We start from the raw sequence: 20,876 nt of genomic DNA, 5'->3' as shown, positions 1-20,876 counted from the left end.
CTGCGAAAAGGAGTCCGGCTCAGAGCATTTTCGATGGCTGATCGCTCCCCGGCGGATGTTTCCTTCATTTCGCACTCTGTCGCTGCGCCGAAATGCCGAGGACGATGCGCAATTTGCTGCTGTCGGTGCCAGCCGAGGCCTGCTGGACGACCAATTCATCGATGAACAGGAAAGGCATGCCCGCCTCCAAATCATAGAGCAGCGGTTGAAGGGAGGCGGAAGCGATCTCGATATTGAACGTCGCCGAGACAAAGCCGGACTTGGCGAGCGGTCCCTGCAGGTCGACCTGCGACGACAGCGCGTTTCCGTTCACGCGCCTGGTCGCCGCGAGCACCCGTTGCAGCAACATCGCACTCGCGACTGACACCGTCGGACCTTCGAGGAATACCGACCCGGTGGGAACGCTCACGTCGGTCCGAGCGGTGGAAGTCCGTGTGAGATGCCGCGCCTCGAGCGTCTGAAGGATGTCGGCGGCCGACGCAGCCGCGTCGCGGCTGCGCAACACCTCGAATACGGTCTGGACCGTCGTGAAGGAAAACAGCACCACCAGCGCAAGATAGGCGGCAGCCGCAGCCAGCGGGAAACGAGCGAGAGCGGCTTCGATCCTTTGCATATCAATCATGTGCCGGATCCGAATTGTGGCTTGATCCTGGTCTCGATATGGAAGCGTTCCCCTGGCTCATTGGCGGCCCGCGTCGTCGGCGCAAAAAAACCGGCACTCGCAAAATGCGACGACTGCTCCAGAATCTGGATCAGTGACGGCGCGTCGCCGGTCAGCCCTGAGATCTGAAGCTTGTCCCCCTCGATCCGCAGCTCTGTCGCGTAAGTGTGGTCAGGCAACAGACCGGAGAGCTCTTCGAGCGCGATCACGGCGGATGGCATCGTCTGTTTGCGGCGTACCAGTACTTCACGCTGGGAGGTCCCCGGCCCTCCCTGGTTGCCCCTTGCGATGGCACGCCGCTCTGCGATCTGTTGCTGGATTTGCTGCTGCTGGGAGTCGTAGGAATCAGCGATCACTCCGCCGAACCCAATCGAAAGCATGGCCAGCGTGCCGGTGGTCGCCAGGAGAGCGACGAGCGCCAGGCGCAGGCGACCAGAACGAGCATGTCCGCCGACGCGCCGACTGTAAACTATGACCCGGTCCATCCCGGGCTGAGCGGCCGATATCTCAACCCCGGCAGCGCCCAGGTCGATAAATGGTTGCGCGAGCGAGTCCACCACGGCGCGTGCGGTCGCAACAACCGTCAGTTCGACGTGGTCGGCGGCGGCGCTGTTTGGGGTGGTCCAGTGAAACACGGCATCGGCCGCATTCCAGGGGGTCAACCGGTCGATCTGTGAGCGAATGATCCCGTCAAGGAATTCAACCGCTCTGCCAGGCAATTCCAACGGTCGGAAAACAAAGCGTGACGGCTGCAGCGCCAGATCGACCATCGCGCCCTTTATGGCGGCAGCCCATTCCGGCGGCACCGGTCCGGTAGCGTCGCCGCCGACCAACTGGATGCGGCAGGGGGGCAATTCACCATCCTTGGTCGCCGCCTTCGAGGCGAGGCGCAAGGTGAGGAGACCTTCATCGCCTTCAGTGACCGCAATCTGGCGTGTTGTGCGCGCGCGCTCGAACCGATCGCTCACCGTGCGCGCCACAGTATCGATCCACAGCGAGAGGGCGGTTGCGATCTGACCCGGAATCCTCATCGGCTTGCCGTCGGCCTGGGCCGCCCTCCTCGATCCGGGTTGATATCGTCGTTCCAGGCAAGCACCCGAAACGCCTGCTTTTCCGCGGGTCCCAGGATCTGGATCACAGCCTCCGGCGCCCGTTGCCGACCGTCGGGAAGCGTGATCCGCATGCGAACGCGATACGCCTCACTACCCGATACCGTCGCGCCCGGCTGCCGTCCGCCCAGGGCGCCAATGACAAACTCCGGATCATCTGACGGCAATTCCTCACGCCTGTTCAAGAATGCATCGAGCTTCGCCGGGGTCATGCCGGGCAACGCGGCGATGACTTCGGGAGCCGCATCCAGCACGTTGATCTCCGCCATCCCGCTATACACGGTGACGAATGGCAGTGCCCTCTCGACCAGCGCGGCCGGCAAACCAAGCACGAGCCACAGTTCATCTGCGCTGTTGAACGGTCCCCGTCGAGGCAGGTAATTCAACCCAGCCGCGCGATAAAGCCCCTGCTCCTCGTCCTGATCATTCGGCCTCGGAGCGCTCCGCCAGGCGATCACCCGACCGGCGTATTGATCAGCTGCTTCGGCCGGCGCTCCAAGCGCTGCAAACAGGCCCGCGATCATGGCTCTCGGCGCCATGTTGAGATTGAGGCGTGCGGCTTCCGACATGTACTCCACCTTCACGGAAGAGTTCGCCAGCCTGAAGCCAACTCCTCCGTGTGTCGGGCGACGAACCGTGACGGGAGCGGACAGTTCATAGGCAGCGAGTTCAACTCCAGCCGTGCTCAGCATTTCCCATTGCGTGGCCGCGTCCAGCGCAGAAAGTGCAGCGGCTGATTGTGCGATGTAGAGAGAAGCCACGGCAGCGAGCGCCGCCAGCCCCGCGAGCAGCCACAACGCGGCCACCATGATGAAGCCGTCACGCGACCCGCATGTGATCTTGCGCGCTGCGGCCGAGCTGTTCATTGCGTCGGGCCATTGCCTGGTTGCGCCTGGGCGGCCTCCGGCTGGCTCGATGGATCGGGCCGCGGCGCTCCCATGTCGACATGGATCCTTGTCGCGCCAGAGATAACGGTCCCGCGTTCGGCGTCCTTGATGTCAAAGCGAACTGTTGTCGGCAATTCGCTGGAGTTGGGCCATCGATTGGTCCACCTGCCGTCCACGTCGGCATAGGCAAAGCCGATACGGAACGGAGCGCGCAAGAGCACGACAGGATCGGAAAACGATATCGAACCGCCCTCGGGATTACCGTCCGGACGCACCACGAAGGGTGCTCGCGTGCGGACCAACGCCGAGCCGCGGCCGTCGTTCATCTCGGCGATCCGGACGATCTCCAATCCCGGGCTGCCGTTCGGGCCGACCACCGAGCGCACGAACATGACGGCCCGCTCAGTGCCCTGAAAGAGCGGCACGTTGTCCGAAGCCTGCGCCACATAGCCGGCCACAGAAAGGTCCGCCGCCAGGCGATCGAGCGCGATCGCGACTTGCTCATTGCGCTGGACGCGAATGAGGCCGCGGTTCCAGTTCGGCAACCATTGCGCGGTGACCGAGGCAAGCGCGCCCAGAATCAGGCCCATGAGGGCCAGGGCGACCAGCGCCTCGAACAGCGTGAAGCCATCCTCCGAGCGACAATGCCGGAACATCAGCTCCCGCTCCTGCTCTGCAGGCGCACCGTTTCGAACGACAGAGTGGCGCCGCTCGGCGACTGCACACGCAGCTCGATACGTTGCGGAATGAAGCGGGACTCCGGAACGACCGGAACATCATCGATGAACGGGGTCACTCGCATCTGCCAGCGATGGGCAGCAACCCGTCCCCTGAGATCTGGGGGCATCGGCGTACCAGCGTGCGGCAGCGTCGACACGACGACCCTAGCGGCATCGACCAACGCCGCATGCTGCTCGAGTTTTCCCGCGCCGCGCGAATTGGTGGCAACAAGCGTTCCGATCGCCGCAAGCACGACCGCCACCAACGCGAGCGCAACGAGAGCTTCGATCATGGTGAAACCGGCTTCGAAGCGCCGCTTATGGAGCCTCTTGCGCGACAATATCGACACCTCCCGTCAACCAGTTGACACGCACCTCGACAGCATTGCCGAGCCGCGTCAGTCGGATCATGCCGCCGCATGACATGCCGCTCGCAAAGAAGCTGATGGTCGAAAGCGCCGGCCTGCCGTTGCAGCGCTGCGGTAGCAGGGCATCAAACACCACGTCCTGCGGGACCTGAACGATCCAGGCGCTCGATCCCGACCTCAGGGTGCGCGCGCGCGCATCGACCACCGCACTGACCGCGCCGTAGCGCGAAAGCGCCGCATTGCGGTCGGCCTTGAGCAGCGCAGCGAGCTCGATCGCATAGGCCTCCAGCCGCGGTCGCGACGTTGCAGTCGGAAAACGAGGAAGCAGAACAGCCGCAAACATCGCTACGATCGCCAGCACGCAGACCATCTCGAGCAGCGTGAATCCGGCGTCGGCCGCGTCAATTCTGTCCAGAGACGAGATCGGTCGACGTTCCCGTCCCGCCTTCTTGTCCGTCGGAACCGAGCGAGCGGATCTCATAAGGCGCACGGTCTGCGGGCTGCTTGTAAACATAAGGGTTGCCCCATGGGTCGTTAGGAACGCTACCGCCCTTCAGATATGGCCCGTTCCAGGCGGCTGTGCCGCTGACTGGACGCACCAGCGCGGCCAACCCCTCCGAACTAGTCGGGAATCGACCGGCATCCAGGTAAAACAGGTCGAGCGCGCTACTGAAGCTCTGGATCTGAATCTTGGCTGCCTTCACCCGCGATTCGCTGAGATAATTGAGCACTCGCGGACCGACCAGCGCCATGATCATGCCAATGATCGTGATGACGACCAGCATCTCCACCAGCGTGAAACCTTCCTCACCTCGGCGCCGCCGACGTCGCCGGTGCAGGGAGCGTGGCGAGACTCTCCATGAAAAGCCGATCATAGCGTGCCTTCCTTCTTTCATCCGACGACCTGCGTCACCGACAATAGAGCCGTCATCACCGAAACGATCAGGCCACCGACGACGATGCTGATGGTAATGATTGCGGCCGGTCCGATGATGCCGACGACGCGATCGAGCTGGCGCTGCAGCTTCTCCTCGTAGAACTCCGCCACCCGGCCCGACAGCGTCGGCAGTTGACCGGTCTCCTCGCCAAGCCGCAGCATGCGGACCGCGACCGGCGGCAGGACCGCCGAGGCGGCGAGCGCATCGGACAGCTTGCCGCCATGGCGTACCCGATCGGACATCGCGGCCCAGACCGGGACATTACCCGTCGCGGTCATGATGTCGATCAGGATGCGCAACGTTGCCGTAAGCGTCACGCCGCTGCCCAAGAGAATTCCGAGGTTGCGCGAGAACAGCGCAGCCCGATGAAATTCGACCACAGTGGAGATCACGGGGAGCCGCGCGAGCTGGGTCACGATGCTGGCCCGAACGGCCGGCCGCCGCCAGGCGAGCCAGCCGCCGATGGCGACCACCAAGACGGCGGCCCCGACCTCGAAGCCATGCCCGCGCAACAGATCGGACAGCATGAGAAAGGTCTCGATGATCGGATCCGTCTTCGCATTGAAGTCGCGGAGCACCGCCGAGAACTGCGGCAGAACAAACGTCACGAAGAAGATCAGCACTCCGCCGGCCGCGAGCAATACGAAGGCCGGATATTGGAGGGCACCGGAGACTTTCCGACGCAGCGCTTCCGCCCGCGTTCGTTCGGCGCCGATTGTCTCCAGAATGTGGTCCAGCGTCCCGGACATCTCGCCGACCCGAACCAGGGCGACATACATGGCGGGAAACAACACAGGCTCGCGGCCTAGCGCCTCGGCAAAACTCTCGCCGGATACAATTGCAGTCTTGATGCTGTGAATGACCGGTCGCAGCCGGCCGACGTCCATATCGTTCGCAAGCAGCTCAAGCGCGTCGTTCAGCCGCGCGCCTGCCTTCAGAAGCAGGGCGAGATCCCTGGTGAAGATGGTCACGTCTGCCGGGGTCGGCCGTGACAGCGACAGCGAGGCCAGGGAGAACGACCATCCCGCCGCCTCCTCTTCCGGTGCGGTATCGATCGCAACGAGGCCGAGATACTCGATGCGCTGGGCCACCTCGGCCAAGTTTGCCGCGGTGATCGATCCGGAGACGACTTCTCCCTTTTGGGTCAGCGCGCGATAGCGGAAATTCGGCATCTCGTCACCGTACGGTGGTTACGCGAAGAATTTCGGCCGCCGAGGTCATTCCTGACAGACATTTGGCAAGACCGTCCTCGATCATCGTTGTCATGCCATTGCGAATGGCTACCTTGTCGATGGACTCCCAGTCGGATTGCGCCTGAACCAGCGCACGAACCTCCTCGTTCATCTCCAGCACCTCGAACACGCCGATACGGCCGCGATAACCGACGCCGCCGCAGCGCTCGCAGCCGACCGGTTCGAAGATGGTGTTGCCGACAGCGAGGCCAACCGCGGCATAGCGCGGGTCGGCCTCGAGGTCTGCGTGATGCAAACGCCGACTGGTCTTGCAGCGGTCGCAAAGTTGGCGCACCAGGCGCTGGGCAATGACGGCGCGCAATGTGGAGCGCAGCAGAAATGCTTCCACGCCGAGGTCAAGGAGGCGCGGCACCGCGGCGGCCGCCGTCTCGGTGTGCAGCGTGGTCAGCACGAGGTGGCCTGTGAGTGCGGCGTGCACCGCGACGTGAGCCGTCTCGGAATCGCGCACTTCGCCAACCATGATGACGTCAGGGTCCTGGCGAACAAAGGCACGCAGCGCAGTTGCGAATGTCAGTCCAATTGATGGCTTGGCCTGGGATTGGCAGACCCCCGCGATCTCATATTCGACGGGATCCTCGATCGTGAGGATCTTCCGCGTCGGTTCGTTGAGAAGCGAGAGCACGGTCGCAAGCGTGGTGGTCTTGCCGCTGCCTGTTGGCCCGGTGACGATGACCATGCCGTGCGGCAGGGTCAACAGCCGCCGCAATCGGCTCTGATCGCCGGCGAGGAAGCCGAGTTTCTCGATCGATAGCAGCGCCCGGTCTCTTGGCAGCAGGCGAATGACGGCGGATTCGCCGTACTGCGTCGGCATGATCGCGACGCGCACGTCGATCTCGGAACGTGCAGCCCGGACCCGCGCGCCTCCGTCCTGCGGCAGGCGGCGCTCGGCGATGTTGAGGCCAGCCAGGATCTTGATGCGGGAGATCACGGCCTGCGGGGGAACACCGCTTGGCGTCGGAACATTTCGCAGGAGGCCGTCAACGCGCATCCGCAGGACCAACGAGGAGCGGCCCGGCTCGATGTGAATATCGCTGGCGCGCAGTTCCACCGCGGTCTCGAACATGTCGTTGACGGCCCGGACAACAGGCGCGCCGCTCGCAAGATCGCGCAGATTGTCGATGTCGTCATCCTGCACAGCGACATTGGCGGCGTTGTCTGCACCGACGCTCTCCTCGTCTCCGAGGCGCTGATCGAGTGCGGTCGCGACATCTTCGAATGACGCGACCTTGATGACTGGCGTCGTTCCCAACACGATCGCTGCTGCCTGAAAGGAAGCGCGATCGGTGGGATCAGCAAGCACGAGCACCGGCGGGCCGCTTGCCGGCTGACAGGGGAAGACCGCCATTTCGCGCAGGAACCGTCGAGAGAACTGCTGCACCTTCGATTCCGCCGCCATCATGTCCTGAAAGGCCACGCGGGGAAGTTCGAAGAAACCGGCAACCTCGTCGGCAAACTCGCTGGCCGACAGGTCGCTCATTTCCCAAAGCTTGCGCAGGCCGCCTTCGGCGCCCGCTCCGTTCAGCCTGCCGAGATTGTCCGGTTCCGCCTTCAGGCCGGCCTTCCGGCAGAAGCGGGTCGCAAACTCGTGCGCATTCGGAGAAGCCATGACGTCTACCGGATTCACTCTGATAGCCGCAAAGCGGCGAGCGCGCCGTTTACCTTACTTCTGCGATTGGAAATGTGACGTTATGATCAGCGACGCCCAGGACCACAAGTGACTTACGATATCAATCTGAGAAACGGCATTGATATCTATGAATTATTCGCACGCGCACTCATCTGCATGACGACAAAAGTCACAAGCAACGCAACCCACCGCGAGCCCATTACAATACTCTTAACACACGACTGTCACACGAGACGGTTAAGCAACCGCCATTCGGCCTGAGCTCACCCTGGCAGGTGTGACAACGGGCGGCGCGCGCGTGAGGCAAACAGTGGGCCGAACAGCATTCCGGATCGGCTTGATTGTCCAATGCGCAATGATCTGCGCGTTGCTGGGATCGTGCAACACGGTCAGCAGCGTTGCCGACGCCGACACCAAGGATCCGGATGTCTTCGAGAAGGTCCACTCGATCGATCTGTTGCCGCGTTACCCGAACCAGCTGCCGCAACGCGAACTCAACATCGGCCCCCGCGCCAAGACCGCGATCTACGCCGCTGACTCCGGTGATGATGCGGCCGCGGCAACATCTGCGCAGCAGGCCGCGACGAGCGGTGACCGCTTCGAGCTCAATTTCGACAATTCGCCGATTGCATCCGTCGCCAAGATCGTCCTTGGGGATATTCTTGGCGTCGGTTACGTCATCGACCCGCGCGTCCAGGGCAACATCAGCCTCTCGTCGGGACGACCGATCCCCAAGTCGGACATTGCGTTCGCGCTCGAAAACGCGCTTCGCATTGGCGGTGTCGCGCTGGTGCGGGATGACACCGGCTACCGGCTGATGCCGCAGGCTGATGCGGTGGGCGTGGGAGCGGCAGATGCCGCGGATCGCATGACTCCCGGCTACGGCATCACGGTGGTGCCGTTGCAATACGTCTCCGCGCAGACGGTACTCAAGCTGGTCGACAGCTTTGCGACCAAGCCGGGCATGGTCCGCGCAGACACCAATCGCAACCTCATTCTGATCCAGGGCACGGGGAGCGAGCGCCGAAACGCGGTGGACCTCGTGTTCAGCTTCGACGCGGACTTCATGAAGGGACAGTCCGTCGGCATCTTCCCGGTGCAGAACAGCAATCCAGGCCCGATCGTCGCCGAGCTCGAGAAGATTGTGGACTCCGGCGAGGGTGGCATGACGCAGAACCTGATCAAGTTTCAGTCGATCGCCAGAATGAACGCGGTGCTCGCGGTGACCCGAAAACCGGAGCTGCTGCACCGCGTCGAAACCTGGATCCGCCGCCTCGACACGACCAATACCGGCCGTTCTGCCGTCCATGTTTATCGCGTGAAGTTCGGCGACGCCCGGCAGATCGCGCGCGTGTTGAACGACGTCTTCGGCGGCGGCGCGGCAGGATCGTCCTCGTCGCCGCTTGACAGCGCGGGAGCACAAGTCGCACCCGGATCGGGCCTGGCGTCAAGCTCGAGCGGCGGCTCTGCGCTCAGCCGCCTGTCGGCCTCGCCGACCGGTCAATCAACGGGAGGCGTCGGATCCAGCGGACGAGCCGCGAGCACGGCGATGGCGGATTCTTCTGCCGGCAATCAATCCACCTACGGCTCGGCGCCCGGCACGCAGGGCGGCAGCCTGTTCGACAGCTCTGCCGCCGGCCAGAATTCTGGACGGGCAGGAGCCGGAAGCTCGGGTCCAGGGAATGTCCTTGACGGCGTACGCATCACTGCCGACAGCGTCAACAACACGCTTCTGATCTACGCGAGTCATGAGCAATACCGCATCATCGAGCAGACCATCAAAGAAATCGATCAACCGCAGCTTCAGGTTGCCATCGATGCCACGATCGCCGAAGTGACGCTGACCGACGGCCTGCAGTACGGAATCCAGTCCTATATCATGAGCCGCGATCTCGGACTGAAACCCGATGTCGGCTCCGCTGGCTATGCGGGCGCGTCCGCGCTTGCCAAAGTTGCAAGCGACGTCGTGCTCAATCGTGCGATTCCAGGCTTCAATTTCCTCGTCGGCTCGGCGGCCACGCCAAGGGCCGTTCTCAACGCGTTGCACGCGATCACCGACGTCAAGGTCCTGTCGAATCCATCGGTGGTCGTCATCGACAACCAGATCGCGACGTTGCAGGTCGGAGACGAGATCCCGATCCAGACCGGGAGCGCGACCGTTCTGACCGGGAGCAACACCATTGCCAACACCACCGACTATCGCAGTACCGGCATTATCCTGCGCGTAGTGCCGCGCATCAACGCCAACGGCAATGTCAGGCTTGATATCGAGCAGGAGATCAGCAATCCCGTCAGCAACTCGTCGTCCTCATCTTCATCGTCGACCGCGACCAACACGCTCACGCCGACCGTTTCGACTCGCAAGGTCCGCAGCTCCGTGGCGGTCGCCAGCGGGCAGACGGTGCTGCTAGCAGGCCTGATCAGCGACACCCAAAACAAGACGCGCGCGGGCATTCCAGGTCTCGATCAAATTCCCGGCATTGGCGAGGTCGTCTTCGGGCAGACAGACAAGCAGATCAAGCGCACCGAGTTGATCATATTCATCCGTCCGCAGATCATCCGCGACGGCGCCGACGCGCATTTTGTCGCCGAAGAGCTGCGCACAAAGCTGCGGGGCTCGATCAACGCGATTGGGTCGAGGCAGACCGCCCCGGCCACTTACCGGTGAGTCTCACCGTTCGCCCGGGGGAACGCGAACCAAATCAGGAGCGGATCACATGATCAGATCGAACGGACTCCTTGTCGTCGCCGTCGTTCTGGGGATCACGTCAACCAGTGTTGCCCACGCCGATGCTCTCGGGGCAGGAAGTGGTGCGTTTTCGCGCGGCGACTTTGAAAGCGCTGCGCGCCAGTTGTTGCCGCTGGCCGAACGGGGATATGCCCGCGCCCAAGCCATGGTCGGCTTCATGTACGCGACGGGACAAGGTCTTCCACAGGCGTATGATGCGGCGAGCTACTGGTACAGGCTGGCGGCCGAGCAGGGTGACACCACGGCGCAATATCTGCTCGGACTCGCCTACGACAAGGGCCAGGGCGTTCCGCAAGACGACGTTGCTGCCTACAAATGGCTCAACCTTGCAGCAGCGCGCGCGCCAAAGCGCCTGCGCGAGCATTACGCGCAGCTGCGCAATGCAGTGGCCTCGAAGATGAGCCGCGGCCAGATTGCAGCAGGGCAATGGCATTCTCTGCGATGGCCCGGCGACTCCCCGTTCTGATCTGGCGCGCGAAGGCAAAGGTCGGCTGTTACCAGCCGCCCTGCACCACCGTCTGTAGCAGCCAGCCGATCCAGATCGCGGGAGCAAAGAACAGTCCGAACGGCAGACGGCTGTTCGGCTGCTGTCTGCGCCGGAGCAGGTAACGGCGCAGCGCGTAGGTCGCCAGCGCCGAGAGGGCTGCGATCTCGATGGCAATCGGCAAGACCGACCAATCAAGCCAGACTCCGGCAACCGCTGCAAGCTTGACGTCGCCGAGGCCAATGCCGTGCCGCCGACGCACCCGGACGTAGGCCAGCCGCAATCCGGCGAAGACGGCAGCAGCGAGGACGGCGCGCAGCACGGCCTCGGCCAATACCGCAAGGTCCCCCCGGCCCAGCACCGCCGCATTGGCAATGCCGAGCATCACCCCGGCAACGTTCAGAGGATCAGGGATCAAGAACGATCTGGCGTCCACGATGGCGATCGCCAGCATCACAAGCGCCAGCCCGACACCGAGCAGGCCCGCCGCGCCCTCGCCCACGGCCGCGCTTGTCACAGCGGCCAAGATACCGACTCCAATGGCTGCTGCGTTAGGACCGGAGCCAGGATCGCTTTCAAGACCGTCTTTGCGATTGTCTTGGGGACTGGCTCCCTGCCCAGGCATCGCATCGGCCGCCGCCGTCAACTCATCCGTCCGGAGAATGATCATGATCGGCTATAGCCCGGCCCTGCCGAATATCAAAGTAGCTCACAGTGACATATCAAAGACGCCGCGTGCGAGACGCCTCCTACGTCAAGCGAGCGACAGACCATCATGCCATGGCTGCCTACCCTCGCCATCACGGCGACCGCGCTTTAACGGAAATCAACCATGGCTGCCAGCAGTTCGACCGCCATCACGCAGATCGGTTCAATTTGAAGCAATCGCTTAGCGAGATCGCGAGCGATCTCTGTCAACCTCTCATTCCGAATAACATTGGGGGAAGGTATGACGAGAGCCTGCACGGCCAAGCAGAGGCAGAGCGCATGGGCAATGGCCGCAGCCGGCCTGTTCGCCGTCTGCTTGTCGAGCGCATATCCTGCCCACGCGTTTCTGGCCCGTCCGGCGCTGTTCGCTGCAATCGGTGGTGCCACAAGGGCTCCTACCGGCTGGGTCCAATTCTGTGCCGAGAATGCCGAGGAATGCCGGCCCCTCGCCGACCAGGCCCGCGACGTCGTCCTTACTCCCGAGCTGCTCCAGCAGCTGTACCAGATCAACAAATACGTCAATGATCGCGTGCAGTGGACCAGCGACCCGGACCTCTATGGAAAGGCCGAACGCTGGACCTATCCGCTCGATCGGGGTGATTGCGAGGACATCGTTCTGCTGAAGCGCCGGCTCCTCGCTAAGGCCGGTTGGCCACAAGGCGCGCTTTTGATCACAACGGTCGAGGAGCGCGGCGCCAACAAGGGACGTCATGCCGTTCTGACCGTCCGTTCCGACCGCGGCGAAATGATCCTCGACAACCAGACGCCGGAAATTCTGTTCTGGTACGAAACCAACTATCGGTACCTTTCCCGGCAAAGTGTGACGGACCCTAACATATGGGTGTCCTTCGGAGCCGAGCAGCCCAGGCCGGACACGGTTCCTGCCGAGCATCAATTCACGCGCTGAAGGTGTCCGAATTTTCCCCGCGTAGGCGCAGACGAAGCGCTGAAGGCCCCGTTCCGAGTTTGCGAATACCGCTAAGGATTGTGGCGTGGCGAGGGATCGCGTTCTCCCGGCAGTCATGCCCCCCTGTCGTGTCCCAACTGCGGGCGACGCGCTTCTTCGCCTCTTTTGGTCGCGCCGACGGTACGAATGGACGATAACGTAATTATCATTTATAACATCACAATATGTTCTATAATTTAAAATATATCACCCGCGGAACGGAATAATTCTCGTTCCGGACTGTAATTGCATCGCGACGCATCCAACTTCTCTCATTTGAGGCACCAATGACCACTGAACTCGTATCCAGCGGCACGACAACCGTCTCCGCTCCCACGGCCACGACCTTTATTGTTGTCGCTCCAGGCACTCTCAATGTCGCGAGCGGCGGCACAGTAACCGGCGCGACCGCGGTCGGCCCCGGCAGCATTATCACGATCGACGCCGGGGGGACGGCCAACAGCTCGACGATCGTGGGCGGCACGCAATTCGACTACGGCACTGTGAATGGCGTCGTTGTCACCAGCGGCGGCGTCCAGCACGTCTATGGCGGGGGCACCGCCAATAACGTCACGATAGCTGCAGGCAGCTACCAGGACATCTGGAACGGCACTGTCAACGGATCAACGCTCGCCGGATATCGGCAGGTATTGGTCGGAGGCGTTGCCAATGCAACCGTCATCGTGAGCGGGGGTGACGAGTTTGTGGCGGCCGGCGGCACCACCAATGGCACGATCATCACGGCCAATGGACTGCAATATATTGCCGCTGACGGCACGGCGAACGGCACCCAGGTCAACAACGGCGGATACCAGTACGTTCTCGGAACGGGCAACGATACCGTCGTCTATGGTGGCGGCACCCAGGAAGTCGCCGGTACGACCGTCAACACGACCATCGACCACGGCGGCGTTCAGCACGTCGTGCTGGGCGGCACCGCGATCACGACAAATGTCCAGGCCGGCGGATTCCTGGACGTCGTGAACGGCAGTGTTCAGAACAGCACCGTGAGCGGTAGCCTTCAGGTTCTGGCCAACGGCACGGCTACCAACACCGTGATCGCAGCCGGCGGCAATGAGTACATCGGCGCCGGCGGTACCGCGACCGGAACGACCGTCAACAATGGAGCGTTGCAATATGTCGACGTCGGCGGCTCGGTCGCCTCAACGACGATCAACGGCGGTTTCGGGTATGTGGCAGGAACGGCATCCGGCACCACCGTCAACCGTGGCGAAGTCGATATTGCAGGTACGGCCAGCAGCACGCATCTCGCCGGCGGAGTTGAGCACGTGCTCGCCGGAGGAGTTCAGCACGACGTCGATTTCGCCGGCTCGGCCGCTACACTCTACCTTGACAACCCCGCCGGGCTGACCGGCACGATCTCCAACTTCGAAGTCGGAGACACCATCGACTTCCTCAACCTGTCGGCGAGCTCCTTCGCGTTCGACGGCTCGACGCTGACGCTGACGACAAGCGGAGGGACCCTCGCCTATCAATTCGCCGGAGTAGAGGCCGGGACCGCGATGAATGTGGTATCCGACGGCCACGGAGGCACAGCCGTGTCGCTCTCACTGCTCTCGCAGTTCTCGGCGAGCCTGGTGCCGGATGCGGGCCAGGATGGGATCACCCCGCAGGTCACGGCTCCGACGACACCTTCGCTGGTCAACGCTCAGACCTGATTGACAACAAAGCTGCTGCGCTGGGACGGTGTCCCGGCGCAGCGCCTGACGTCGCAACTTCGTCGGCGCGTTGAATCGCGCGCAATCGCGCCGCACGGCATAAGGCCCGGTTATGTGAAGAATCCGATCATAGTTATCAACTTGTAACATAAGAACGTTAGCTATCGGTCTTCTCGGCTGCCCTTCCGGAAGTGCGACGATCGTAGCGTGACGTCTGTCCCGGACCCGATAAGCGCGGATGTTTGGTGCTTATGAGCCTTGACGAGATCATAGCAAGTGGGGCCCCGGTTCAAGCCGCGCCGCCGCCGGCGGATCCGGGACTTACTGCACTCGTCATGTTGCTGCAGTTCCTGGGGGTGCCCGCCGAAGCACAGCAGCTCCGCCATCAACTTGGCGTCGACACGGTCGGCATCACCGAGATGCTGCGCTGTACCAAGCAATTCAACATCAAGTCGCGGCTGGTCAAGACAGTTTGGGAGCGGCTGGACAAGACCCCGTTGCCCGCCATTGTCCCGCTGCGCAACGGCGGATTCCTGATCCTCGGGAAAGCGGGCGAGGGCAGGGCCATCGTGCAATACCCCGGTGCGCCGCGCCCGCAAATGATGACCAAGACCCAATTCGAGGTCTTGTGGGACGGCCGCATCGTGCTGATGACCAAGCGCGCCGGCCTGGTCGAGCTTACGCGACGCTTCGACATCACGTGGTTCCTGGGTGCGATCAGCAAGTACCGTTGCCTACTCCGCGAAGTCCTGCTCGCCTCCTTCTTCCTGCAGATATTCGCGCTGGTGTCGCCGCTCTTCTTTCAGGTCGTGATCGACAAGGTGCTGGTGCATCGCAGCCTCGGCACGCTCGATGTCCTGGTCGCCGGGATCGTTGCGATTTCCGTCTTCGAGGTCGTGCTCGGAGGCTTGCGCACCCATCTGTTCTCCCACACCACGAACCGCATCGATGTCGAGCTTGGGGCGCGACTGTTTCACCACCTACTCGCGCTGCCTCTCGCTTATTTCCAGGCACGACGGGTCGGAGACACGGTGGCGCGCGTGCGTGAGCTCGAGAATCTGCGCAATTTCATCACCGGCTCGGGACTGACGCTGGTCATCGACCTGTTCTTCACCTTCGTGTTCCTGGCGCTGATGGCATTCTACTCGCCACTGCTCACCGCGATCGTGCTTGCATCCTTCCCGTTCTTCATTGCGATCTCGGCCATGGCCACGCCGCTGTTCCGCATCCGACTGGACGAGAAATTCAGGCGCGGAGCGGAGAACCAGTCGTTTCTGGTCGAGAGCGTCACCGGCGTGGAAGCGCTGAAGGCGATGGCGGTCGAGCCGCAAATGCAGCGGCGCTGGGAAGAGCAGCTCGCCGGCTATGTCGCAGCAAGCTTCCGCGTCGTGAGCCTGGGCAATGTTGCGAACCAGGCCGTGCAGCTCGTCAGCAAGTTGAACATGGCCGCGCTGCTCTATTTCGGCGCAAAGCTTGTGATCGACGGAGACCTCACGGTCGGAGAGCTCGTCGCGTTCAACATGCTATCCTCGCGGGTCACTGCCCCGGTGCTGAGATTGGCCCAGTTGTGGCAGGATTTCCACCAGGCCCGATTGTCGGTCGAGCGGTTGGGCGACATCCTCAACACCACTCCGGAGCAAACGCACAGCCCCGGGCGCGCGGCACTGCCCGCCATTCGCGGCGACATCGGTTTCGAGCGGGTCAGCTTCCGCTACCGTATCGACGGACCGGAGATACTGAGCAATATCACCCTGGCGATCCCGGCCGGACAGATCGTGGGTATTGTCGGTACGTCCGGCTCCGGCAAGAGCACACTCGCCAAACTGCTTCAGCGCCTCTATCTGCCCGAAGGTGGTCGCGTCCTGGTCGACGGGATCGACATTGCAGCCGTGGATCCGGCATGGTTGCGACGACAGATCGGCGTCGTGCTGCAGGAGAATGTCCTGTTCAATCGTTCGGTGCGCGACAACATCGCGCTCTCGGATCCGGCCCTGCCGATGGATCGGATCATGGCCGTCGCCAAGCTCGCCGGCGCCCACGACTTCATTCTTGAGCTGCAGGATGGCTACGATACCGTCATCGGTGAGCGCGGCAGCACACTGTCCGGAGGACAGCGCCAACGCATTGCGATTGCGCGCGCCCTCACCACCAATCCGCGGATTCTCATTTTCGACGAGGCCACCAGCGCGCTCGACTATGAGAGCGAACGCATCATTCAGCAGAATATGCGGCAGATCACCGCTGGCCGGACCGTGCTGATCATCGCCCACCGGCTTTCGACGGTTCGCACGGCCGACCGGATCATCGCGATTGAGCGCGGCCGCCTGGTCGAGGATGGTTCGCACGAGCAACTGATCAGAAGCGGCGGTCGCTACGCGACCCTGCACCGCGTCCAGGCGGGAATCCATGACGTTGTTTAGGCGGCTCAACGCCTCGCTGCACCGGCCGCCTCGCAGACGCAACGAGCTGGCGTTTCTGCCGGCGGCTCTCGAAATCGTGGAAACCCCGCCCTCTCCCATAGGGCGCGCGATCTCCGCATCGATTGCGGCCGTATTCCTGATCGCTCTGATATGGGCAAATGTCGGGACCGTCGATATCATTGCTACAGCAACGGGCAAGATCGTCCCTGACGGCCGCAGCAAGGTGATCCAGCCGTTCGAAACCGCCGTCGTCCGCACCATCCACGTGCGGGATGGCCAGCGGGTCAAGGCGGGCGACGTTCTCGTTGAACTCGACCCCACCATGAGCGAGGCGGAGCTCGGCCACCTGAGGAGCGACCTCCTGGCGGACGAACTCGAGATCGCACGCTTGCGGGCCGCTCTTTCCGGCAGAGATCAATCGATCAGCAAGTTCACCCCACCCGATCAGGCGACCCGCGAACAGATCGAGACGGCGCAACGCTTCCTGACGATGCAGGCCGCAGAACAGGCTGCAAAGATCACGGCGATCGAGTGGCAAGGCAATCAGAAGAAGGCCGAGCGCGCGACGACCGAAGCGACGATCGGCAAGATCAATGCCTTGATCCCGATCCTGCAGCAGCGAGTCGATGTCCGGAAATATCTGGTGGACAAAGAGTTCGGCAGCAAGCTGCAGTATCTGACCGACATGCAGGAATTGGTCTCTCACCAGCAGGAGCTGCTGGTACAGCAGAGCCACTACGCCGAGGTCGATGCAGCGATAGCTGGACTCGAAGAAACCCGTGCGCGCACCGAAGCCGAGTACAAGCGCGGCCTGCTCGACGACCTTGCCAAGGCCGAACAGAAGGCCGCAGGCCTGCGACAGGACGTCATCAAGGCCGAACAGCGAACCAGCCTCCTGCGCCTCACCGCCCAGGAGGACGGGATCGTGCAGCAGCTGGCCGTGCATTCGGTCGGAGGCGTTGTGACGCCCGCGCAGACGCTGATGGTGCTGGTGCCGTCAGGTGGCGGGCTTGAGATCGAGGCCATGATCTCGAACAGAGACATCGGCTTTGTCAGGGAGGGGCAGCAAGCCGCCATCAAGGTCGACACCTTCAGCTTCACGCGCTATGGCCTGCGCGAGGGCAAGGTCCTGAGCGTCTCACAGGACGCCATTGTGCGCACCAAGCCACCTGAGAAGGGCGGAGATCCCGCCGTGGGGCCGGAAACATCGACGAGCGAGCCGAAAGGCCAGGAACTGGTCTATTCGGCTCGCGTCTCGCTGGATCGGCCGCAAATGGAAATCGACGGCCGCATCGTCAATCTCGCACCCGGGATGGCCGTAACGGTGGAGATCAAGACCGGTTCCCGCCGTATCATTGAGTATCTCGTCTCGCCGCTGCTCCGCTACAGCCATGAGAGTCTGCGCGAACGCTGAACTAGCTGCCGAAACCAGCACGGAATTTTCCAAATGCGAGGTGAACTGAATTTCCAAACGCACTGGAAATTCTCGGTCCTGCCAAGTCAATTTATCTAGTGAATTCAATGCCTTGGCTATGGCTGGGGCGGGAGGGATCGAACCTCCGAATGGCGGAATCAAAATCCGCTGCCTTACCGCTTGGCTACGCCCCAACGCGCCGATCGAGGGCAACGCCGGTCTATAGAGGGAGGCCCACGATTTCAACAGGGCGGACAACGAAATCCCGCGAAACCGGCCGGATGGTCGCGGCGCCACACTCATAAAGTGACGCCGTCGTGGCCGAAACGGACCCCGCGGTGTCCTTTCGGAGTGTTGAGAGGCGGCCGGTTTCGTGGGAAGACCAGCGTCAAACGCCTCCTCGGGAGTAACGCCATGACCTACCGCGCGCCGATCAACGATATCCTGCTGTCCCTCAACCACGGCGCCGGCCTCGCCGCCGCCGTGAAGGCCGGCCATTATGGCGATTTCGACGGCGACATCACCGCCGCCGTGCTCGAGGAAGCCGGCAAGTTCGCCTCCGACGTGCTGGCGCCGCTCAACAAGGTCGGCGACGAGCACGGGATCAAGCTCAACAGCGGCCAGGTGACGACCGCACCGGGCTGGCCCGACGCCTATCAGCGCTGGACCGCGGCGGGGTGGAACGCGGTGTCCGGGCCGGAAGCGTTCGGCGGCCAGGGCCTGCCACTCGCGATCAACGCCGCCTGCACCGAGATCTGGAGCGCCTCGAACGTCGCCTTCGGCCTCTGCCCGCTGCTGACCCTGTCCGCAATCGAGGCGCTCGACGCCCACGGCAGCGACGAGTTGAAGACAATCTACCTGGAGAAGCTCGTCACCGGCGAATGGACCGGCACGATGCAGCTCACCGAGCCCAATGCCGGGTCCGACGTCGGCGCGCTGCGCACCCGCGCCGAAAAACAGCCCGACGGCACCTACCGCATCAAGGGCACCAAGATCTTCATCACCTATGGCGAACACGACATGACCGACAACATCGTGCATTTCGTGCTCGCGCGATTGCCCGATGCGCCCGCCGGGACCAAGGGAATTTCTCTCTTTCTTGTTCCCAAGTTCCTGGTCAATGGCGACGGCTCGCTGGGCGCCCGCAACGACATCTACGCAAGCGGCGTCGAGCACAAGCTCGGCATGCACGCTTCGCCGACCTGCACCATGACGATGGGCGATCAGGGCGGCGCGATCGGCTACCTGGTCGGCGAGGAAAACCAGGGCATGCGCTGCATGTTCACGATGATGAACCAGGCCCGGCTCGGCGTCGGCCTCGAGGGCGTCGGCGTCGCCGACCGCGCCTATCAGCAGGCGCTCGCCTATGCGCAGGAGCGGCGGCAGGGCAAGGCCGTCGGCAAACAGGGCGACGGCATGGACCCGATCATCGTCCATCCCGACGTCAAACGCATGCTGATGCAGATGCGCAGCATGACGGCAGCGGCCCGCTCGATCTGCTACGCCACGGCGGTCGCGCTCGACGTCTCGGTACGCGCCAAGGACGCCAAGGTCCGTGCGGAAGCCGCCGCGCGCGGCGCGCTGCTGACGCCGATCGCAAAAGCCTTCTCCACCGACATCGGCAACGAGGTCGCCTATCTCGGCGTGCAGATCCATGGCGGCATGGGCTTCATCGAGGAGACCGGCGCCGCGCAGCACTACCGCGACGCGCGCATCACCTCGATCTATGAGGGCACCAACGGCATCCAGTCGATCGACCTCGTCACCCGCAAGCTCGGCGCCAATGGCGGCGCCTCGGTGTGGGCGCTGCTCGACGAGCTCGCCGCCATCGTCAAGCAGGTCGAGACCTCGAACGATCCCGCCTTCGGCACCACCGGAGCCAAGCTGCGCGACGCGCTCGCCGCGCTCGAGCGCTCGAGCAAATGGCTGCTCGAGCGGCTTGGCGCTGCGCCGAACGACGCGCTCGCCGGCGCGACGCCCTATCTGCGGCTGTTCGGCGCCACCCTCGGCGGCTGCATGCTGGCCGGCGAGGCGCTCGCCGCCAAGGCCAACGGCGCGGCCGAGCCGCAGCGCTATGTGGCGCTGGCCCGCTTCTTTGCCGAGAACGTCGCGGTGCAGGCGACCTCGCTGGAGAAGACGGTCACCGACAGCGCCGAGGCCGTCAACGGCGCGGACGCGGTGTTGCTGGGGTAAGCGACGCTTCGCGAATCCGTAGCGTCGTAGGGTGGGCAAAGGCGCGAAGCGCCGTGCCCACCATTTCACGCCGTGCTCGCGATGGTGGGCACGCTCCGCTTTGCCCACCCTACGATTCCCGGAGCTCACGCAACCACCGCCGTCATTGCGAGGAGCTCGCGACAAAATTGCAAAGCAATTTTGCGCTGAAGCGACGAAGCAATCCATGCATCCGCGAGCGGTGACATGGATTGCTTCGCTGCGCTCGCAATGACGTAAGTCAAACGTCCTCATTCTCGCGACATGATCTGTCCGAGCTTTGCATCTCGTTCCACCCTCCTGAAGAACAGAGGGCGCAGGGAAGGCCGGGCGCCGATTGCACCCGCGGGTCCCGTGCAACAAAAAGCACGGGGGCGCCGATCGCACCCATGGGTCCCGTGCAACAAAAAGCACGGGGGTAGGACCACAGGTGTAACCGGAATCCCGGCCTTCCCTGCGCGATGGTTTTACGGCTTCCTTCGTGCTCTCCCCGGCGAGACCTGGCTTGTTTGTCACCGTCGCCAGCAAGAGCCTTGCTGATGAGACACCAACCACTGGGGCGTCAGGACCACACGACTTCGCCGTCCGCTCTGGTGCATTCGTCTCGCGCACCTCGGCGTCCACCGCATCTCCACCCAACGCTCGTGACGATCGCGACGCGCCCCTCAGGCGGGTGAGACGGGCAAACCATAGACTGATTTGC

17 protein-coding genes and 1 tRNA gene are annotated in these 20,876 nt (G+C 63.1%); 7 read left to right on the top strand and 11 right to left on the bottom strand.

What is annotated here, in order from left to right:
- Window positions 1-64: 64 nt before the first annotated feature.
- Genes gspM through ACFFWD_RS10295 form a run of 9 tightly spaced genes read right to left on the bottom strand, consistent with a single transcriptional unit; the run spans window position 65 to window position 7,412 of the window.
- A complete protein-coding gene (gene gspM / locus ACFFWD_RS10335) occupies window positions 65-622 on the bottom strand; it encodes a type II secretion system protein GspM (RefSeq protein ID WP_376964567.1) in 558 nt (185 codons plus the stop codon).
- On the bottom strand, window positions 619-1,692 hold the full coding sequence (locus ACFFWD_RS10330) for a PilN domain-containing protein (protein ID WP_376964565.1): 1,074 nt from the start codon (window positions 1,690-1,692) through the stop codon (window positions 619-621). The genes gspM and ACFFWD_RS10330 overlap by 4 nt, the downstream gene beginning before the upstream one ends.
- Window positions 1,689-2,636, bottom strand: a complete 948-nt coding sequence (locus ACFFWD_RS10325; protein WP_376964563.1) for a type II secretion system minor pseudopilin — start codon at window positions 2,634-2,636, stop codon at window positions 1,689-1,691. The genes ACFFWD_RS10330 and ACFFWD_RS10325 overlap by 4 nt, the downstream gene beginning before the upstream one ends.
- Window positions 2,633-3,313: a PulJ/GspJ family protein gene (locus tag ACFFWD_RS10320; RefSeq protein WP_376964561.1), complete on the bottom strand. Its 681-nt coding sequence runs from the start codon at window positions 3,311-3,313 to the stop codon at window positions 2,633-2,635. The genes ACFFWD_RS10325 and ACFFWD_RS10320 overlap by 4 nt, the downstream gene beginning before the upstream one ends.
- A complete protein-coding gene (locus ACFFWD_RS10315; RefSeq protein WP_376964559.1) occupies window positions 3,313-3,726 on the bottom strand; it encodes a prepilin-type N-terminal cleavage/methylation domain-containing protein in 414 nt (137 codons plus the stop codon). Before ACFFWD_RS10315 ends, ACFFWD_RS10320 begins: the two co-directional genes overlap by 1 nt.
- Complete coding sequence (locus tag ACFFWD_RS10310; protein ID WP_376964557.1) at window positions 3,695-4,225, bottom strand: prepilin-type N-terminal cleavage/methylation domain-containing protein; 531 nt, start codon at window positions 4,223-4,225, stop codon at window positions 3,695-3,697. The genes ACFFWD_RS10315 and ACFFWD_RS10310 overlap by 32 nt, the downstream gene beginning before the upstream one ends.
- A complete protein-coding gene (gspG, locus tag ACFFWD_RS10305; RefSeq protein ID WP_376964555.1) occupies window positions 4,146-4,619 on the bottom strand; it encodes a type II secretion system major pseudopilin GspG in 474 nt (157 codons plus the stop codon). The genes ACFFWD_RS10310 and gspG overlap by 80 nt, the downstream gene beginning before the upstream one ends.
- A gap of 17 nt (window positions 4,620-4,636) precedes the next feature.
- Window positions 4,637-5,854 carry a type II secretion system F family protein gene (locus ACFFWD_RS10300; protein WP_376964553.1) on the bottom strand — a complete coding sequence of 406 codons (1,218 nt, stop codon included), beginning with the start codon at window positions 5,852-5,854 and terminating at the stop codon, window positions 4,637-4,639.
- Window positions 5,855-5,858: 4 nt separating this feature from the next.
- Window positions 5,859-7,412 carry a GspE/PulE family protein gene (locus ACFFWD_RS10295; protein ID WP_376964593.1) on the bottom strand — a complete coding sequence of 518 codons (1,554 nt, stop codon included), beginning with the start codon at window positions 7,410-7,412 and terminating at the stop codon, window positions 5,859-5,861.
- Between the two features lie 505 nt (window positions 7,413-7,917).
- On the opposite strand from ACFFWD_RS10295, the gene gspD reads away from it, so the two are divergent.
- Window positions 7,918-10,230, top strand: a complete 2,313-nt coding sequence (gene gspD / locus ACFFWD_RS10290; RefSeq protein ID WP_376964591.1) for a type II secretion system secretin GspD — start codon at window positions 7,918-7,920, stop codon at window positions 10,228-10,230.
- A 49-nt stretch (window positions 10,231-10,279) separates the two neighbouring features.
- Entirely contained in the window at window positions 10,280-10,777 is a 498-nt protein-coding gene (locus tag ACFFWD_RS10285; RefSeq protein WP_376964551.1) for a tetratricopeptide repeat protein, read from the top strand.
- A gap of 28 nt (window positions 10,778-10,805) precedes the next feature.
- Here ACFFWD_RS10285 and ACFFWD_RS10280 read toward each other — a convergent pair whose 3' ends face one another.
- Window positions 10,806-11,312, bottom strand: a complete 507-nt coding sequence (locus tag ACFFWD_RS10280; protein WP_376964589.1) for a prepilin peptidase — start codon at window positions 11,310-11,312, stop codon at window positions 10,806-10,808.
- Window positions 11,313-11,789: 477 nt separating this feature from the next.
- On the opposite strand from ACFFWD_RS10280, the gene ACFFWD_RS10275 reads away from it, so the two are divergent.
- The 4 genes from ACFFWD_RS10275 (at window position 11,790) to ACFFWD_RS10260 (ending at window position 17,962) form a co-directional block, all read left to right on the top strand.
- Window positions 11,790-12,410, top strand: a complete 621-nt coding sequence (locus ACFFWD_RS10275; protein ID WP_376964549.1) for a transglutaminase-like cysteine peptidase — start codon at window positions 11,790-11,792, stop codon at window positions 12,408-12,410.
- A gap of 326 nt (window positions 12,411-12,736) precedes the next feature.
- Complete coding sequence (locus tag ACFFWD_RS10270; RefSeq protein WP_376964547.1) at window positions 12,737-14,128, top strand: hypothetical protein; 1,392 nt, start codon at window positions 12,737-12,739, stop codon at window positions 14,126-14,128.
- A 251-nt stretch (window positions 14,129-14,379) separates the two neighbouring features.
- Window positions 14,380-16,548, top strand: a complete 2,169-nt coding sequence (locus tag ACFFWD_RS10265) for a type I secretion system permease/ATPase (protein ID WP_376964545.1) — start codon at window positions 14,380-14,382, stop codon at window positions 16,546-16,548.
- Window positions 16,535-17,962, top strand: a complete 1,428-nt coding sequence (locus tag ACFFWD_RS10260; protein WP_376964543.1) for an HlyD family type I secretion periplasmic adaptor subunit — start codon at window positions 16,535-16,537, stop codon at window positions 17,960-17,962. Before ACFFWD_RS10265 ends, ACFFWD_RS10260 begins: the two co-directional genes overlap by 14 nt.
- A 119-nt stretch (window positions 17,963-18,081) precedes the next feature.
- Here the strand turns inward: ACFFWD_RS10260 and ACFFWD_RS10255 are convergent.
- A tRNA-Gln gene (locus tag ACFFWD_RS10255) sits at window positions 18,082-18,156 on the bottom strand.
- A 220-nt stretch (window positions 18,157-18,376) separates the two neighbouring features.
- Here ACFFWD_RS10255 and ACFFWD_RS10250 point away from each other — a divergent pair.
- The gene (locus tag ACFFWD_RS10250) at window positions 18,377-20,155 is read left to right on the top strand and encodes an acyl-CoA dehydrogenase family protein (protein WP_376964541.1); all 1,779 of its coding nucleotides are present in this window, start codon (window positions 18,377-18,379) and stop codon (window positions 20,153-20,155) included.
- Window positions 20,156-20,876: the final 721 nt, after the last annotated feature.

The organism is Bradyrhizobium erythrophlei (assembly GCF_042430365.1).
In the GTDB taxonomy this organism is placed as follows: Bacteria; Pseudomonadota; Alphaproteobacteria; order Rhizobiales; family Xanthobacteraceae; genus Bradyrhizobium; species Bradyrhizobium erythrophlei.
This window is presented reverse-complemented; position numbering and strand designations above follow the sequence as displayed.